Raw genomic sequence first — 16,643 nt, 5'->3', positions numbered from 1 at the left:
ATAATTTATAGAACTGCGTCATAATTTTCAATCTATCATCAAACTTTATACATAAGGCTTCATAAGTGGTTAGAAGCATATTGCTTCTTGATAGATATTTGTAGAAACAAAAATTGAGCTATTAATAATAAAAATTAAAGTGTAACAAATACCTATCATCGCTCGTCATAACATTCAAAATACATCAATCATAATCATCAATCATAATCATCAATCAAAAAACGAACAGTACATGTTTTTCAAATCAAAAGAAGGAAAAGAAAAAATCTTATCCCTTTACAATCAAAAGTTGAATGAGCTGAATATTGAATATTCAGAAAAATTTATAGAAACAAAGTTTGGAGTCACTAATGTTATCATTACTGGCGACACTAAAAACCCTCCATTAGTACTGATTCACGGCACAGGAGGTTGTGCACCACAAATTTTAGATTCTTTCCCCAATCTAGCTTCAAAATATTGTGTCTATGCAGTAGATGTGTTAGCACAACCCAATAAAAGTGCAGAGAATCGATTAGACATGAAATCTTTAGATTATGGAAAATGGCTTATTGAAGTAATCATAAAACTAAGACTGAAAGACGTGACCCTGGTAGGCTTTTCCTTTGGAGGTTTCATTAGCTTAAAAGCACTAGTGTTTAATGAAACGACTATAAAACAGGTATTCTTAATTGCACCAGTCTATATTGTTAATGGTAATCCTCTTGTAGGTTTGTTTAAAATGTTCCTACCATTAAAAAAGTTTATAAAAACTAACAATCAAAAGCACATTAAAAAGGTAATGAACGTACTTTTTTCTGAATACGATGATTTTGCATTAGAGTTTATGTCTTCTACGTTTCAACACTGCAATATGGATTTTTCTCCTTTACCAATACTATCTAAAAATGATGCAAATAGAATAAAAACACCGATTACCATTTTTGCCTGTGAAAAGGATATCATGTTTCCCGGAAAAAAAATGATTAAAAGAGCAAAACGAATATTTTCTTCTATAGAAGAAGTTGTTTTGATTGAAGATGCTAAACACGTACCAAATTCAAAGGATTTTAAAAAAATAGAAGATTTAATTATTGATAAAAACAGGCACTGAAATGATACAAGAAATTAAATCTTTAAAATTTCCCAAATCCAATATAATTTCAATAAATGGAATTGAGTTAGAAGTATTTGAAGCGGGTAAAGAAAATATTGGCAATCCAATTGTACTCTGTCATGGCTTTCCCGAACATGCCTTTTCTTGGCGTTATCAAATACCAGCGCTTGCTAAAGCTGGTTATCATGTCATTGTTCCAAATCAAAGAGGATATGGCAATTCATCGCGCCCTAAAGAAGTAACGGCATATGATATAACCCATTTAACAGATGATTTAGTGGCCTTACTTGATTATTACAACTACAGAGATGCTGTTTTTGTGGGGCATGATTGGGGCGCAAATGTAGTTTGGAACCTTGCACTCTTGCATCCAGAGCGTGTCAATAAAATACTAAATCTTGCATTACCTTATCAAGAACGAGGTGAAAAACCATGGATTCAGTTTATGGAAGAGATTTTTGGTGAAGATTTCTATTTTGTTCATTTTAATAAAAAACCAGGAGTAGCAGATGCTGTGTTAGAGAATCATGCAGAAAACTTTCTTCGTAATTTATTTCGTAAGAATGTGCCTCTTGCACCACCAGAACCAGGAATGTTAATGATGAATCTTGCAAAAGCGGAAAAGCCTTTTGGTGAGCCTATTATGAACGACGTTGATTTGTCTGTATTTGTAACGGCCTTTAAAAATTCTGGGTTTAATGGCGCTATTAATTGGTATAGAAACCTTGACCGAAACTGGCACGTATTAGCAGATATAGACCCAATCATCAAACAGCCTACACTTATGATCTATGGTAATCTAGATATGATTCCAAAATTTGAAAGGCTACAGGATTTTGTTCCGAATCTGGATGTGATTTGTCTAGAGTGTGGCCATCACATTCAACAAGAGTTACCACATGAAACAAATGAATCGATTTTAAAATGGTTGGCAAAATTTAATGGTTAAAAAAGAAATGGAAACAAGAATGGTATTTTATAGAGAAGGAGCAGAATTTGTTTGAGACTATAGACAAGCCTTAATTTTTGAATCCATTTAATTAACAATACTAAAAATACGTATGAAACATTTTCTTTTATTCATCGGATTCCTAATGTTAAACGCTTCAGTTTTTGCACAAACGGAAGTATCTAAAATAGAAAACACGCTTTTAAATTATATAAATGGTACTTCTTACAATAAATCTGCACTTATTGAAAAAGCATTTTATACCAATGCAAACCTGTATTTAGAAAAAAGTAACAAAACACTTTGGACCGTTCCTGTCAAAGAATATGCAAGTTGATATAAAAATAAAAAAGAAGGAGAATTTACGGGAAGAATAGGTAACATTTTATCGATTGACAACTTTGAAGGTGTTGCTACTGCAAAAGCAGAAATTATTATCCCTAAGAGTGGTTTAAGATACATTGATTTGTTTCTTTTAAAAAAAATTGAAAACGAGTGGAAAATTATTAGCAAAACTGCTAGCAGTGAAAAAAGTAACCAAAATGGTGATAAAATATTATTTATAGTATCCAATGCCTCATTCCATGGAACATCTAAACTTCCAACGGGTAATAGCTTCTCTGAAATTGTTAATGCTTATGATACGTTTAAAAAGGAAGGGTTTACTGTGGACTTCGTTAGTCCATATGGAGGTAGTATTCCACTAGCTTATATTAATACATCTGACGCACTCCAAAAAAAACTGCTTTACAGTGAATACTTTATGTATGCTTTAAAACACACCAAAAAGCCTAAAGAAATTATTGCAAAAGATTATAAAGCGGTTCATTATATCGGAGGTGGAAGTGCAATGTATGATGTGCCTAAGAATAAAGAAATTCAAAAAATAACAATGACCATTTTTGAAGAATATAATGGTATTGTCTCTTCAGTATGTCATGGAACGGCTGGTATTGTTGATTTAAAAACAAAAGATGGGAAGTACTTGGTAAATAATAAAATAATTAGTGGATACCCAGAAGCTTATGAAAAAGAGGGTGCCGAATATTTTAAGCAATTCCCTTTTTTAATTCAAAAGACCATAGAAGAAAGAGGTGGAATATTTAAATATTCTCCTAGAAACTCGGTACATGTAGAGGTACAAGGAAATGTAATTACAGGTCAAAATTATTTATCATCTAAAGATGTAGCATTAAAAATAATCGAAAATTTAAATAATCGAGAAATCAGTCAATAAAATGAAAAAAGCCAACCAAATTTCACTAACATATTTTTGCATAATAGTATTGATGGGTAGTACAGTTTCATGCTCAAATGGTGATAATATTGCAGGTTTTAATCGTGCTTATGTAAGCATACCCGATTCAAGTTTTGAAGCGATACTTATAAAAACAGGTGTAGATTCTGATGGTATTATAAATCAGCAAATGCTAAGCAGTGATGCTGAAGGAATAGCTACCCTTGATTTAAGCAATCTAGATTATGGAGCTATTACTGATTTAACAGGAATAGAAGGCTTCACTAGTTTAAGGAAATTAATTGCCACCCAGCATGATATAGCACAAATTGATTTAAGTGATAATTTAAATTTGGATACGTTAAATCTTGCGGGTAATAAATTGTTAAGTATTGATATTAGCAACAACAGTAAACTAGTTTTACTTGATTTGACTGCTAATGAAATGAATTCAGTAGTTGGATTATCAGAATTAGGTGAATTAAAAGACTTGGATTTGTCTTGGAATTATTTTGAAACTTTTAGTATTTCTAGCGAGTCGTTAGAGGTTTTACATATGAGTAATAATGATTTGTATTCACTCGACATTAGTTCAGATCCAAATCTAAAAAACCTACTTTTAACATCAAATAAATTGCAAAGTTTAGAGGTGATTTCAAATAAAAAGTTAGAAACATTACTGGTTTCTGATAATGAGCTGCAAACTATTAATCTCTTAGAAAATAATGATTTAACGCATCTTTATATCACCAGTAATTCACTGGATAGGTTAAACGTGAGTTTTAATCAAAACCTTATTGATTTAAAAGTAGATAGAAATCCAAATCTGTCATGCATTAAAGTTCTTGATGGACAAAGTATACCACAGATTTCTAAATCAGATTATCAAGAGCTAAATGCTGATTGCAATTAAAAACGCCATAAAACTTTGAGATACAATCTATTTAATTTGCGGGCTTACTATAAAATGCAATAGAACAATATTTCATTATAGTAGACATAAGTAAAATTATTGGCACCCTATTTATTTCGGGATTTTACTATCTGATATTGAGCTTGTGGATATTCATGATAATCAAAGAATAGAGTACTATTATTATAATCAAATTTTGAGATGAATATAACCGAACAACTAAACACCATTAATGACTACTATGCTCCAAAAATAATTGGTGAAGTAAATGATGTTTTTATAAAACTGGTGAAAATACAGGGTAATAAAGTTCCTTGGCATCATCATAAAAATGAAGATGAATTATTTCTTATTATCAAAGGAGCGCTTCTGTTTGAAATAGAAAATCAAGAACCGTTTACCATGAAAAAGGGAGACTTGTTTATTGTGAAAAAGGGAATCAGTCATAAGGTAAGTTCTAAAAACGAATGCCATATAATGCTTATTGAAAATAAATCAACATTGCATACAGGAGAGGTTGTTAATGAAATTACTAAGCCTATTAAAAATCAAATCTAGTATGATAATGAACTATAAAAAAAGGTGTTTAAGTCTGCTATTGTTGTTGATTGTAGCATTCGCTTATACACAACCTAAAGAAGCAGATAAAATTAGGATTCTGTATAAATGATTGATATATAATTAATTATAATGAAAAGTTGCAATTCTGCCACCCCGACCGAGAAAATCCAATCATTAAAGGGTTGGATTTTTTTGGAATCATTGCCTTTTTGTGTTTAAGGAACCCATTTGATATCACTAATATCACATAAAGTGTTTACGTTTGGGTGACTATTTGGTACTAAAAAGACGCTTAACCCCTTCCTCATTTACAGAATAGTAAATAATAGTAAATTTAGATTTAGCTTAAATATTATAAACCCGACGGTTTTAGATTTTTAAAGTACAGAATAACAGTATTTTATATGATTTAATTAGTAACCGCATACGCTACCGTATACCGTGAGCTTCAAAAAAAAATCCGTTGATACTGAATGTAAATCATTCAATTTCAACGGATTAGTTGTAGCGAGAGAGGGACTTGAACCCTCGGCCTCCGGGTTATGAATCCGACGCTCTAACCAGCTGAGCTACCTCGCCAAGTTGCTCCTAAGCGGCTGCAAATATAAACGTATTTTTTTGCTGAATCAAAATTCACAAATAATTTATGTATTGGTATTAAATTTTTTATATTTCCAACTTGTATGCCATTAGTATTGGTTAATATTGAAACATGAGCGAGAAAATCAAATTTGAGATAGAGTATGTGATACAATCATCACCACAATTGCTCTATAACTACATATCTACCCCTTCCGGTCTTTCAGAATGGTTTGCGGACAACGTGAACTCCAGAGGGGAAATTTTTATTTTTATCTGGGATGGTGCAGAGGAGAGTGCCAAACTTCTTAAACGTAAGAGTGATGATTTTGTGAGGTTTGCCTGGGAGGAGAATGATGATGACACCTACTTTGAGATGAAAATCATTGTGGATGAAATCACCAAAGATGTTTCCTTGTTCATTAGCGACTTTGCGGAAGAAGATGAAGTAGATGAGGCAAAGATGCTTTGGAACAATCAAATATCAGACCTTAAACAAGTGTTGGGGTCCAAATAGATGTAAAGCATTGATAACGTATCTTTGGTCCCGTTAAAAATCGGGACTTTTTTTATGGTAAATTTTAATGGTAAACTGCTACAGGACAATGTTGATTTTTTAAATGCCAACAATAGGGCAGTGCAGTACGGAGATGGTCTTTTTGAAACCATCAGGGTGGTGCATGGTAAGGTTTTTTTTTGGGAAGAACACTACTTTAGACTCATGTCCAGTATGCGTATCCTACGGATGGAAATCCCTATGGATTTTACCATGGAGTTTTTGGAGTCTTCCATTTTAGATACTATTGAAAGCTCTGGATTAACGGAGCGCCCGGCCAAAGCCAAACTTTTAGTCTTCAGAAAACCCGGCGGACTTTACCGTCCGGCGCAAAATGAGATAGACTATGTTATTACCGTTGGTGGTTTGGAAAGTCCCTTCTATACTTTATCGGAGGAAGCTTATGAAGTGGAGCTGTTCAAAGATTATTACCTCAATGCGGATATGTTGTCCAATTTAAAGACTACCAATAAAATTCTAAATGTGGTAGCCTCCGTATTTGCAAAAGAGAATGGCTACCACAATTGCCTGTTGCTGAATGCCAAAAAGCAAGTGGTAGAAACTACAAACGGAAATTTATTTTTGGTCAAGGGTAAAACCATAAAAACGCCTCCGCTATCGGATGGTTGTTTAAATGGCATTGTCCGCAAGGAATTGCTGGCCATCCTTGAAAGTTTGGAGGGTATGGAGGTCATGGTAGATTCCATTTCACCATTTGAGCTTCAAAAGGCAGATGAGTTGTTTGTCACAAATACAGTTTCAGGGATAATTCCTATCACAAAGTATCGAAAAAAAACCTTTGGTGCGCAAACCAGTAAAAACCTAATTGGTAAATTAAATGCAAGGGCAAGGTTAGGCTAATGGGTCCAACAGCTAGTTCAGTGCTGGGTTTTCAGGGGCATTGGACCAAATAAGGTAATCACCGCCCAGTTCTATCATTTTTTCCCGCCAAAACGCAGTTGAGGATTTTTCTATAATCCCACTTTGATACTCGTTTTGGACCACAACCCATGAATTAGATGATAATTCTTGGTCTAACTGAAGGGAATCCCAACCAGAATATCCCAGAAAAAACCTAATATCTGCTTCTGTAATGGTCTGGCTATTGATCAACTCAATGGTTTTTTCAAAATCCCCACCCCAATAAATGCCATCGGAAATCTCTACGCTACCCTCAATAAGCTCAGGAACCTTGTGGATAAAATACAGGTTATCTTGCTCCACTGGCCCTCCGTTATAAACCTTAAAAGGAATTTTAATTTCAGTGACCAAATCACAGATATCATATTCTAGAGGTTTGTTCAGTATAAAGCCAACGGAACCTTCATCATTATGTTCCGCTAACAATACAACGGAACGATTAAAGGAAACATCACCTGTTAGGTTGGGCTCTGCAATTAAAAGTTTTCCTTTTTTTGGCATATCCTTTTGATGATTAATACTAAACTGTTCTTAAATGTAAGCTTTTATGGTTTCATTTCAAAAACTCCCTAAACAATAAAAGCACCTTAAAAAAGGTGCTTTTAATAATCATTACCATGTAGGGCAATTAGTTTACTGCATTACCTAGTTCGGTACCTGCTTTAAACTTAACAACATTTTTTGCTGCAATCTTAATGGTCTGGCCAGTTTGTGGATTTCTACCTTCTCTTGCGTTTCTTTTAGAAACAGACCAAGATCCGAAACCTACTAAGGAGACCCTGTTTCCTTTTTTAAGAGAACCTTCAACATTTCCTAAGAAAGATTCCAATGACTTTTTAGCTGCTGCCTTTGTGATGCCTGCATCAGCTGCCATTGCATCGATTAATTCTGTTTTGTTCATAATGGAATTAAATTAATTGTTGTTAATATTTTAATGCTGAACAAATTTATACGGATTTCGTCGCGAGGCAAGTAAAACCAAGGGAAAACGGCTGTTTTGTTGATAACTTGGGCAGTTTGTTGATAAAGGCAGCGCCAAAGCTATATTTTACGCAAGCCTTTACTGTGATTGGGTTGAGCGTACATAGGCACCTTCAGAAATACGATACCCGTTAAGCAAGTCTTTGACCATGGTACGCCGTTTGCCCGCAAGTTGAATTTCCAGTAATTCTATATACCCGTTTTTTACTGCAACCTTTAAGCTTTTGTCTTTTACGATTACTTTACCAATTTCATGTTCATGCGTGGCCGGTAACTTGGCGGCACTAAACAATTTAAAATGGATTTGGGAACTGCCCTGTATGAGCGTGGACCAGGCTGCGGGATAAGGACTCAGTCCCCGGATAAGGTTATGGATGTTCTCCATGGGCGCATGCCAATCTATGGCACAGGTATCCCTAAAGATTTTTGGTGCCTTTTTTAAACCTTTGGAATGTCTTTGCTCCGTTACGGAAACGCTGCCATTGTCAATCTGTCTTACCGTTTCTACTATGGTTTCCGCCCCAAGGGCCATCAATCTGTCGTGTAGGCTGCCTGCCGTTTCATCACTGGCAATAGGAGCTTTTTTTTGTAGGATAATGTTGCCGGTATCTATTTTTTCATCAATAAAAAAGGTGGTGACCCCAGTTTCTTTTTCCCCGTTGATGATGGCCCAATTGATTGGGGCCGCTCCCCGGTATTCCGGTAAGAGGGAGGCATGTAGGTTAAAGGTTCCGTGTTCGGGAATTTGCCAGACCACCTTGGGCAGCATTCTAAAAGCTACAACGATAAATAGATTGGCCCTTAACTTTTGTAGCTGATCTAAAAACCCGTCATCTTTTAGGTTGGTAGGTTGAAGTATCTGTAACTTTTTTGATTTTGCATAGGTTTTTATAGCGGATTCCTGAATTTTCCTTCCACGGCCAGCAGGTTTATCTGCTGCGGTGACTACCCCAACCACCTTATAATCGTGAGCTAATAGTGACTTTAGGCCTGCAACCGCAAAGTCTGGAGTGCCCATGTACACTATTCTTAACTCTTTATCTTTTACCAATGATGACATATTCGTTTTTATGGTTGATGGCGATGATTTCCTCCTCCAATAGCCCCTGTAATTCTGCAACTATTACTTGTGGCGGCTGTTTTATGAGTTCTGTGAGTATGCGGGAAGTCTTTGCCCCTGTTTTTAATTGCTGTAAAATTATGGCTTTTAGACCGGTTGATGTAGCGGTATTTTTACTTTTCCGTGTGCATACATCGCAGATACCACAACGGTGGTTGGTAGTTTCCCCAAAATAGTGCAGCAGGCTGCGGCTACGGCATTCTTTGGTATTCGCAAGGTAATCCAATACGGACTCCAGTTTTTTTACTTTCAATTGATGAAAGTTAGTTATGGTTTTCGCAAAAACATAAATACTCTTTTCATCTTCCCTGGGCACCAGAAAAGTTAAGCTGATATCATTGGTACTTGTTTCATAAGCAATTAGGGAATCATCGGAGAGTTTTTGCAAGGTCTGATGGATGTTGAGCTCCGGACAGCCTACTTTTTTTGCAAGTAAATACGTATCTATTTTGGTCTCAAAATCAAAAACACCGCCATAGGTGCGGAGTAGGACCAAAACAGTGGGTGCAATGGCCTTGTTTTTTTCCAGATAGCCAAATAACGTTTCTTTGGTGATGGTAAAATGCACAGTGGTGCGTTTGTGAAAGGTCTCGTTTAACTGCAACAGGCCTTGGCGGTCAAAGATTTGCAGGGTATTGTAGGTCAGTAAGGCATCTAGCCCATATCTGTGGCAGAATTTATTAAAATTTAGACTGTACATCTCCCCACTACCTTCTCCGTAGGCAATCTGTAAATAACTGGTAAGGTGGCGGTAGGTTTTCTTTAAAAACCCAATACTGGGCAAGGATGCCAAAAACCGTCTTTTAGTATGTTTTGTATCATGGTCGTTGGTCAGCAATATGGCTTTGGAAGGCGCCCCGTCCCTCCCAGCACGACCAGCCTCTTGAAAATAATGCTCTATACTATCCGGTATTTCAAAATGTACCACCAGTCTAACATTTGGCTTATCTATGCCCATACCAAAGGCGTTTGTGGCCACCATGACCAGAGTCCGTTCGGCAAGCCAGTCATTTAGACGTTCTTCTTTATCTTTTTTGGACATTCCACCATGGTAAGCAGCTGCGCTAATTCCCCTTGCATTTAAAAATGAAGCAAGCTCCAAGGTTTTTCTCCTGCTTTTTACATAAACAATGCCACTAACGGCCTCCGTTTTGAACAATTGGTGTAAGCCATAGTTTTTATCCTCTGTTTGTACTACGCTAAGTCCAATGTTTTTCCGCTCAAACGAATCTTTTACTAAAAGCAAAGATCTTAATCCTAAATTATCCTCTATTTCCTTGCTTACCTGGGGTGTTGCCGTTGCCGTTAAGGCCAACATAGGTATTTCTGGATGGATTTCCCGTAAAATAGCGCAGTTTAAATAAGCAGGCCTAAAATCATGCCCCCATTGGGAGATACAATGGGCTTCATCAATCGCAAAAAGGTTAACCTGCATCTGCCTAATTCTTTCTTGGATTACCGGCTGTTGCAGCCGTTCTGGTGAAAGGTAGAGAAACTTGTAGTTGCCATACATGCAATTGTCCAAAAGGTCATTTATTTCATGGGGTTTAATGCCTCCTGTCAGGGCAATGGCCTTGATGCCCTTGGACTTAAGTTCGGCCACTTGGTTTTGTATCAGTGCCACTAACGGAGATACCACAATGCAAATACCATCGGAGACCAAGCTCGGAATTTGGTAGCATAAGGATTTGCCGCCGCCCGTTGGCATCAGGGCCAACACGTCCTTACCTTCCAATACAGCATCAATGACTTCCTGTTGCGAGCCTCTAAAGGAGGAATGTCCCCAGTATTGTTGTAAAATCTCTTTTGGCCGTTTGGTCATGGATTACCAATCAAAGTGTTCAGAATAAATTCCACCCGCTTTTCAATAGTGGTTTTAGGGACCACTATCACTTGGTATCCCAAAGCCTGGTAGGTTTTGGTCAAATACGTATCTAATGCCTTGGCTTCTTCAAAGGTTTCCAATCGTTCATTGTCGTTCCTATAAATATCGGACCATGGTGGCATAACATACACTTTATCATAGGAATGTTTCTCACAAACCTCCCTAAACCAATGAGGATAGGATTGGCCAAAATAATCCATATAGGCCATAACATCTGGCATTCCACGATCATAAAAAAACAGGGATTGTTCCTTATACTCCTTTGCCTTATGGAAATCTTCCTTTCTAAGGGCTAATAAATTGGTGTTGAACAACATGGGGTCTTCCACAAAAAGCAAGGGGTTGGTCACTTGGTTCTTTTGGTTGTCCTCTGCCTTGGCGGCCGCTGTCATTTTTCGTATCACCTCATGAAAACAGAAAAAACCATCTGTTTCTAACTGGTCTATCACAGCCGTTTTTCCCGTGCCAGGTGCTCCAGTAATCACTATCCGTTTTTGCAGCATGTATTCTAGGAATATCCTGCAAAGTAATGAAATACCTACCGCTCTAAAAAATGAAATCTGAGCGTGTATCTTTGCAGAAAAACAGCAGGATGGATAAAAAACAATCAGATGTATTTTATAGTCGTTTAAAGGACCAACTTTTGGAACATAGTTCATGGCCATCAAACTATTTGTATAAATTTATTGTACCTACGGACAAGGATAAGATTGCAGAGATAAAGTCTATTTTTGATACCGCTGGTGCGGTCATAGAATCCAAGCAATCCAAAAAGGGCACCTATACCAGCGTTTCCATAACTGTAAGCATGTCGGACCCTGATGCGGTAATCGCAAAGTATAAGCAGGTTTCTCACATAGATGGGGTAATATCCTTATAGTTTTGTTTTAAGGTTCCCTGACGAACCTATGAAAGCATGGAATAGCTTGTTTTTATGGTTTTTTCACGTATTTTGAAACCCGAGTATCTGCATACTGGTATAATTTTAGTATTTTGCGGTCGTTAAACAACTACTTCTTGTTTACAGTAATCATAAACTTTCCAGATTGAATTTAGTAGAACATTTAGAGTACAATACAGAAAGACCACAACTTATTATCCCTGAATACGGGAGGCACTTCCAAAAAATGGTAGACCATGCGGTTTCCATTGAGGATAGGGAAGAACGCAATAAAGTGGCCCAGGCAATTATTAGTGTAATGGGCAATTTACAACCCCATTTACGGGACGTGCCAGATTTTCAGCATAAACTTTGGGATCAATTGTTTATCATGTCCGATTTTAAGTTGGATGTAGACTCTCCTTTCCCCATTACATCCAAGGAGGTATTGCGCCAACGGCCGGAACCATTGGAGTACCCCCAAAACTTTCCCAAGTATAGATTCTATGGGAACAACATTAAAAGAATGATCGATGTTGCCATTAAATGGGAAAAGGGTGATTTACGGGACGGTCTGGAATATGCCATTGCCAACCACATGAAAAAGTGTTACCTGAACTGGAACAAGGATACCGTTGAGGATAGCGCCATCTTTAAACACCTCAAGGAATTGAGTAACGGTGAAATTGATTTGGCACCGGATGGTGAATCCCTTACCGATAGTAATCAGTTTTTAAAGAATCGTATCCAAAAGGGTAACCGCACCGGTAACAATAACGGTAAAAAGAACAATCGCAACCAAAATCGTGGTAAGAAGCGATATTAATACCTGACCATTTTTTCATGGGAACATTTAGAATAGAGGGAGGCCATCAATTAACAGGTGAAATCACTCCACAAGGGGCAAAGAACGAAGCCCTGCAAATACTTTGTGCAGTTTTGTTAACGCCAGAAAAAGTGACCATTAACAACATCCCTGATATTGTTGATGTCAATAAATTGATTGATTTATTGGAAGATTTAGGGGTTAAAATCCAAAAAAAAGGCCCTGGTTCTTACACCTTTAAGGCAGATGATGTGAACCTGGATTACCTACAATCCGATCAGTTTAAACAGGATGGCCGTGGGTTAAGAGGTTCTATAATGCTGGTAGGGCCGCTATTGTCCCGTTTTGGCAAAGGGTATATCCCTAAGCCCGGCGGTGATAAAATAGGTCGCCGTAGGTTGGATACCCATTTTGAAGGTTTTATAAAACTAGGTGCAACATTTAGATACAATAGGGAAGAGTATTTCTATGGTGTGGAAGCCAAAAAATTGGTGGGTACGTATATGCTTTTGGATGAAGCTTCCGTAACCGGAACTGCCAATATTGTAATGGCCGCCGTGCTTGCAGAAGGGAAGACCACCATTTACAATGCAGCGTGTGAACCTTATTTGCAACAACTTTGCAAGATGCTCGTGCGTATGGGCGCAAAGATTTCGGGTATTGGCTCCAACCTTTTACACATAGAAGGGGTGGACAGCCTTGGTGGGACCGAGCATACAATGCTTCCTGATATGATTGAAATTGGCAGTTGGATCGGTCTGGCCGCAATGACCAAAAGCGAGCTTACCATTAAAAATGTGAGTTGGGACGATTTGGGGCAAATTCCCCTTGCCTTTGAAAAACTGGGCATTACCGTGGAACGGCAGAATGATGATATCCACATCCCAAGGCATGACAAAGGGTACCAAGTACAGAATTATATTGACGGCAGTATTTTAACCATTGCAGATGCGCCATGGCCAGGGCTCACACCAGACCTCCTCAGTATACTGTTGGTTGTGGCAACACAAGCAAAAGGCGAGGTGGTGATTCACCAAAAAATGTTTGAAAGCCGACTGTTCTTTGTGGATAAATTGCTGGATATGGGGGCGAAGATAATATTGTGCGATCCGCACCGTGCTACGGTCATTGGCCACAATTTTCAATCTACCCTTAAAGCAACGGTAATGACCTCACCGGATATTCGCGCCGGGGTGTCCTTGTTGATAGCGGCACTTTCGGCAAGAGGAACATCCACCATCCATAATATTGAACAGATTGATCGAGGCTATGAAAATATAGATGGACGGTTAAGGGCCATAGGAGCTAAGATAGACCGGGTATAAGTTGCCTTAAAAGTTCCAAAATAAAAGCTAAGGTCCATAAGGTGGTTCTCCACCAATTTTTAATCACCAATTGTTTTGTGATGGTCTTAATTACTTGGTCACCGCTGCCCTCTACTTTTCCGTGAAGTGGTACAAATATCCCAAAAGTGAGTGCCCATGCCCCAATAATCCCTAACATTTTTAACAACAAAAGCAAGGTATATTCTTGATAGATTAAGTATCCTGTGCAAATAAGCTGGCCAAAAAGCAAGGGCAAAACAATAAACGTTACCCGCAAGGTATAGGTGGTGTGCCACCGCTTTAAATTAGGGACTTGATAGTGGCCAAAACTTGGGTATATGACCAGTTGTACCAGCCAAATCAATACCAAAGTACCAAAATCGAACAATAGTGGGAGATGCGTAAGCAATGGGGTTAGTTTGAAAACAAAATTTCCTTGGCGTTAGAAAAGAATGGCAAGACCAGTCCATTTTTCACTGTAAAGACCTTAGAGTTGGTAACAAAAGAATCTATTTGCTGCATTTTTAAATGTGCAGACATTCCGTTTTGACCGTAATCATGAAAAGCCATACTCCACCTCTCAAATAAACGTTTTTCCCTCGCTTCTTCTTGGATAATAGTCACGTTATGGTGTCTAGCGTCTTTGGAAATTTTGTCAAAAAGCTGATGAACCTCTTGCTCCTCTCCTTCCAAAAGCTGTAAAAAACTAGAATTGTGGTATAAAAGACAGCCAGTAATTTGATGTTCGGAATTATACTCTTTTGCCTTGCTCAGCATGCTGTAGATTTCAGGTAAAATAAAGGCAGTATCGGCAACCGAACGGTAAACGAGCGAATGCATAAATTTAAAGTTGATTTTGTTTGTGACTAAATATAAATCAAATTTTGTTTAATGCTAAAAAAACGACAAAAGATATTTGAAATCCTATTGTCCTTTTAGAAAATCAATAATATTGGGCTTTTATAAAGGGTGTTTTTAAGACTCAAGTTTAATTGAAGTAGTAAAACTATTAAACAAATTATTTTTAAAACAGAGTGCCAAGCCATAAGACGTATACAACAATCTAGGTTTTAGGTACCCTGTTTATAGTTTACATCATACGGTTATGTAAGGTTTATGGAGGTGGCTTGGTTGGGATTTACTCGCGAACATACCAGACCCAAAATAGCAAAAGGGGATGTACTAATATCAATCTTGTCCAGCTTACCCAAGCTGCCGTACATAACCCTTGGGGAATACAACTGCCCAAAGAGATAAAATAGGTATGGGAGGGAATGAATAATAGCAGTAAAGCGATAAGGCCGTACGCAGCGAACAGTCTGTAGCGTTCCCATATCAAAAGGCATCCAAATAAGAATTCCAAGCTACCGGAAACACTATTTATGGCACCAGGAAATGGCAGGTAATCCGGAATTAAGGGGATATAGAATTCGGGTTGCAAAAAATGGTTGACACCAGCAATGACCATAAAGCCAGCCAAAATAGCCCTCAGGTATTTTTTTAGCGTCACAGTTTCCATTTTGTTTTCTGATGGACATTCCTGAGAATAAGGAAGAATGGCACCCACCAGATAAAATCATTGGTAATTAGCGTATAAATAAACTCAAAGGGTACGTCTCCATTGATGTAATTTAGAATAAAGCCTATGGGTCCAAACAGCTTTCCCAGAAAGCCAACAGCCACAATGGGCCAATGTTTTAACGGGTTATAAGATGCCCACCAATAGCCAAGACCGTAAACACCAATGACCATCCCCATTCCCTGCCAAACCATGGGATGGTTTAAGGGCTCCATGCCAACTAAATCAAAAAAGTGATTTGGGAATAAGACAACCCAAGCACCCCAAAGTATATTATAAATTGCCGCGAGCTGTAGTGTTGTTTTCATAATGGATGTCCACTTAATTCATTTAACTGCATCATATGTAAAATTAGTTTGTTTTGGGCTAACTGCTGGCCATTGCCTAAAAGGATTTATATTTTTTATAAATCTTCGTCAAAAACGGTATTTAACCTACAGCCTGATCAACTGTTCCTTTCCCTATGTGGAACAAATGACCTTAACCATGAATAATCATAACTTTTTTGATTACGTTGGCTAGGGTGAGGTAAAAAGAGGTTATTTTCCTTAGGTTTTGCAAAAGTTCCCTGTATTCCGTGCAAGTGTTGGTTATTTTGGATACTATCTTTATCCAAAACCAGAATTTTCACAAAATGAATACATTTAAAAAGATATTTTTATCCAGTACCTCCCTTTTTTGCTTACTCTTTATTTCTTGTGAAATAATACAAAAGGACACCGTCAAAAAAACAATAAATACCAAAGCAGGAACAGCGACGCAGATGCATGAAAGAAACGAGAAAGTTGACGATTCAGTTTTGATACAACTGCCTAAAAACGCTAACTACTACATGCAGAAAAACATGGTAACCGAAAACCAGTATCTTAGTTTTTATAATAGTAAATTATATTTCATTGGTACAACTGATGATTTTGATGAGGCTCGTGAAGGATACCTGCCGGGCTATTTTCATTCCATAGTAGAAGATTTAAAAATTGATTCTAAAGGATTTACATTTATGTTAGATGCTTCCAAGCTGGAATTTTATACGGTACAAGACGCTCCCGGTATCTCACCACAGGAAAACGAAATTTGGGATATTGTACCGCTCAAAGGGAAACGGACCTATAGGGCAACCATTATTGCTGATACCATTTACATTGAAACCAAAGATTTTGATACTCGAAAATTTATTAAAACAAACGCGGGTTAAAATTTGTCGCCTAAACCGATACACGAAGTAAAAACTATGG

General features: G+C 37.4%; 21 protein-coding genes and 1 tRNA gene. 12 read left to right on the top strand and 10 right to left on the bottom strand.

Going from position 1 to position 16,643, the window contains the following annotated elements; genetic code table 11:
* Positions 1-232: 232 nt before the first annotated feature.
* The 6 genes from I595_RS03220 (at position 233) to I595_RS03200 (ending at position 4,753) form a co-directional block, all read left to right on the top strand.
* Positions 233-1,093 (top strand): alpha/beta fold hydrolase, encoded by an 861-nt coding sequence (locus tag I595_RS03220; protein WP_054557931.1) that lies wholly within the window; start codon positions 233-235, stop codon positions 1,091-1,093.
* A 1-nt stretch (position 1,094) separates the two neighbouring features.
* A complete protein-coding gene (locus tag I595_RS03215; RefSeq protein ID WP_054557930.1) occupies positions 1,095-2,045 on the top strand; it encodes an alpha/beta fold hydrolase in 951 nt (316 codons plus the stop codon).
* 112 nt (positions 2,046-2,157) lie between these two features.
* Positions 2,158-2,382 carry a hypothetical protein gene (locus I595_RS17615; RefSeq protein ID WP_241240861.1) on the top strand — a complete coding sequence of 75 codons (225 nt, stop codon included), beginning with the start codon at positions 2,158-2,160 and terminating at the stop codon, positions 2,380-2,382.
* Between the two features lie 129 nt (positions 2,383-2,511).
* A complete protein-coding gene (locus I595_RS03210; RefSeq protein WP_241240860.1) occupies positions 2,512-3,282 on the top strand; it encodes a type 1 glutamine amidotransferase domain-containing protein in 771 nt (256 codons plus the stop codon).
* 1 nt (position 3,283) lies between these two features.
* Entirely contained in the window at positions 3,284-4,195 is a 912-nt protein-coding gene (locus I595_RS03205; RefSeq protein ID WP_054557929.1) for a leucine-rich repeat domain-containing protein, read from the top strand.
* A gap of 201 nt (positions 4,196-4,396) precedes the next feature.
* Complete coding sequence (locus I595_RS03200; RefSeq protein ID WP_054557928.1) at positions 4,397-4,753, top strand: cupin domain-containing protein; 357 nt, start codon at positions 4,397-4,399, stop codon at positions 4,751-4,753.
* Between the two features lie 508 nt (positions 4,754-5,261).
* Here the strand turns inward: I595_RS03200 and I595_RS03195 are convergent.
* A tRNA-Met gene (locus I595_RS03195) sits at positions 5,262-5,335 on the bottom strand.
* Between the two features lie 133 nt (positions 5,336-5,468).
* On the opposite strand from I595_RS03195, the gene I595_RS03190 reads away from it, so the two are divergent.
* Together I595_RS03190 and I595_RS03185 are read left to right on the top strand one after the other, a co-directional pair.
* Positions 5,469-5,852: an START-like domain-containing protein gene (locus I595_RS03190; RefSeq protein WP_054557927.1), complete on the top strand. Its 384-nt coding sequence runs from the start codon at positions 5,469-5,471 to the stop codon at positions 5,850-5,852.
* 54 nt (positions 5,853-5,906) lie between these two features.
* Positions 5,907-6,752, top strand: a complete 846-nt coding sequence (locus I595_RS03185; RefSeq protein WP_054557926.1) for an aminotransferase class IV — start codon at positions 5,907-5,909, stop codon at positions 6,750-6,752.
* A 12-nt stretch (positions 6,753-6,764) separates the two neighbouring features.
* On the opposite strand, the gene I595_RS03180 is transcribed toward I595_RS03185, so the two are convergent.
* The 5 genes from I595_RS03180 to I595_RS03160 all read right to left on the bottom strand — a co-directional run bounded on the left by I595_RS03180 (position 6,765) and on the right by I595_RS03160 (position 11,301).
* Positions 6,765-7,313 (bottom strand): YqgE/AlgH family protein, encoded by a 549-nt coding sequence (locus I595_RS03180; protein WP_054557925.1) that lies wholly within the window; start codon positions 7,311-7,313, stop codon positions 6,765-6,767.
* Between the two features lie 127 nt (positions 7,314-7,440).
* On the bottom strand, positions 7,441-7,713 hold the full coding sequence (locus I595_RS03175) for an HU family DNA-binding protein (RefSeq protein WP_054557924.1): 273 nt from the start codon (positions 7,711-7,713) through the stop codon (positions 7,441-7,443).
* A 159-nt stretch (positions 7,714-7,872) separates the two neighbouring features.
* Positions 7,873-8,853: a methionyl-tRNA formyltransferase gene (gene fmt / locus I595_RS03170; RefSeq protein WP_054557923.1), complete on the bottom strand. Its 981-nt coding sequence runs from the start codon at positions 8,851-8,853 to the stop codon at positions 7,873-7,875.
* A complete protein-coding gene (locus tag I595_RS03165) occupies positions 8,831-10,735 on the bottom strand; it encodes a RecQ family ATP-dependent DNA helicase (protein WP_054557922.1) in 1,905 nt (634 codons plus the stop codon). Before I595_RS03165 ends, fmt begins: the two co-directional genes overlap by 23 nt.
* Entirely contained in the window at positions 10,732-11,301 is a 570-nt protein-coding gene (locus I595_RS03160) for an AAA family ATPase (RefSeq protein WP_054557921.1), read from the bottom strand. The genes I595_RS03165 and I595_RS03160 overlap by 4 nt, the downstream gene beginning before the upstream one ends.
* Before the next feature lie 89 nt (positions 11,302-11,390).
* Here I595_RS03160 and I595_RS03155 point away from each other — a divergent pair, with 89 nt between their 5' ends.
* The 3 genes from I595_RS03155 (at position 11,391) to murA (ending at position 13,829) form a co-directional block, all read left to right on the top strand.
* On the top strand, positions 11,391-11,678 hold the full coding sequence (locus tag I595_RS03155; protein ID WP_054557920.1) for a DUF493 family protein: 288 nt from the start codon (positions 11,391-11,393) through the stop codon (positions 11,676-11,678).
* 166 nt (positions 11,679-11,844) lie between these two features.
* Positions 11,845-12,504, top strand: a complete 660-nt coding sequence (locus I595_RS03150; protein ID WP_054557919.1) for a DUF4290 domain-containing protein — start codon at positions 11,845-11,847, stop codon at positions 12,502-12,504.
* A gap of 17 nt (positions 12,505-12,521) precedes the next feature.
* Positions 12,522-13,829 (top strand): UDP-N-acetylglucosamine 1-carboxyvinyltransferase, encoded by a 1,308-nt coding sequence (murA, locus tag I595_RS03145; protein ID WP_054557918.1) that lies wholly within the window; start codon positions 12,522-12,524, stop codon positions 13,827-13,829.
* Here the strand turns inward: murA and I595_RS03140 are convergent.
* From I595_RS03140 to I595_RS03125, 4 genes are all read right to left on the bottom strand, one after another.
* On the bottom strand, positions 13,810-14,238 hold the full coding sequence (locus tag I595_RS03140) for a hypothetical protein (RefSeq protein WP_054557917.1): 429 nt from the start codon (positions 14,236-14,238) through the stop codon (positions 13,810-13,812). The genes murA and I595_RS03140 overlap by 20 nt on opposite strands.
* Before the next feature lie 5 nt (positions 14,239-14,243).
* On the bottom strand, positions 14,244-14,669 hold the full coding sequence (locus I595_RS03135; RefSeq protein WP_054557916.1) for a BLUF domain-containing protein: 426 nt from the start codon (positions 14,667-14,669) through the stop codon (positions 14,244-14,246).
* 298 nt (positions 14,670-14,967) lie between these two features.
* Positions 14,968-15,348 carry a DoxX family protein gene (locus I595_RS03130; protein ID WP_054557915.1) on the bottom strand — a complete coding sequence of 127 codons (381 nt, stop codon included), beginning with the start codon at positions 15,346-15,348 and terminating at the stop codon, positions 14,968-14,970.
* On the bottom strand, positions 15,336-15,716 hold the full coding sequence (locus I595_RS03125; RefSeq protein WP_054557914.1) for a hypothetical protein: 381 nt from the start codon (positions 15,714-15,716) through the stop codon (positions 15,336-15,338). The genes I595_RS03130 and I595_RS03125 overlap by 13 nt, the downstream gene beginning before the upstream one ends.
* A gap of 326 nt (positions 15,717-16,042) precedes the next feature.
* Between I595_RS03125 and I595_RS03115 the strand changes: the two genes are divergently transcribed.
* Complete coding sequence (locus tag I595_RS03115; RefSeq protein ID WP_157449632.1) at positions 16,043-16,603, top strand: hypothetical protein; 561 nt, start codon at positions 16,043-16,045, stop codon at positions 16,601-16,603.
* Positions 16,604-16,643: the final 40 nt, after the last annotated feature.

Origin of the sequence: Croceitalea dokdonensis DOKDO 023 (genome assembly GCF_001306415.1) — a bacterium.
Taxonomy (GTDB): domain Bacteria; phylum Bacteroidota; class Bacteroidia; order Flavobacteriales; family Flavobacteriaceae; genus Croceitalea; species Croceitalea dokdonensis.
Note: the sequence above shows the minus strand (reverse complement) of the source record. Positions and strands in the feature narration are given on the sequence as shown.